General features: G+C 58.1%; 1 pseudogene. It reads left to right on the top strand.

Annotated elements, in window-relative coordinates:
- A pseudogene (locus tag DYZ14_RS24070) lies at positions 1-387 on the top strand (hypothetical protein); the annotation flags it as partial.
- Positions 388-389: the final 2 nt, after the last annotated feature.

Below are 389 nucleotides of genomic sequence, written 5' to 3'. Positions count from 1 at the left end.
GCTAAAGATAATGCGGAGCAGATGAAGGATGCCGCGGCGGATAAAGCGCAGGCAATTAAACAGGATGCGGATAAGCAAATCGATACGCTGAAAAGCCAGGCTGACGCCGAGGCCGATCGCCTGAAGGATCAGGCCAGCGCCATCAAGGCCGAGGCGGACAAGAAGGCGGACGCCATCGCCCAGCAGGCGAAAGCCCAGGCCGATGCGGTGAAGCAGAACGCAAAGCAGGAAAGTGACCGCATAGTCAAAGAGGCGGGTCAGATCAAAGACAACGCCATCGGTGACGCCAATCAGCTCTCGGCTGAAGCGGCGAGCAAAACCAAAGCCATCCAGGACAGTATCGCGAAGGATAAACAGAACGCCGCGCCGCCTGCCGCACAGCAGTAACT

The organism is Ciceribacter sp. T2.26MG-112.2 (assembly GCF_900492205.1).
Classification (GTDB): domain Bacteria; phylum Pseudomonadota; class Alphaproteobacteria; order Rhizobiales; family Rhizobiaceae; genus Allorhizobium; species Allorhizobium naphthalenivorans_A.
The sequence above is the reverse complement of the archived record's forward strand: the minus strand, read 5'-3'. Positions and strand labels throughout refer to the sequence as shown.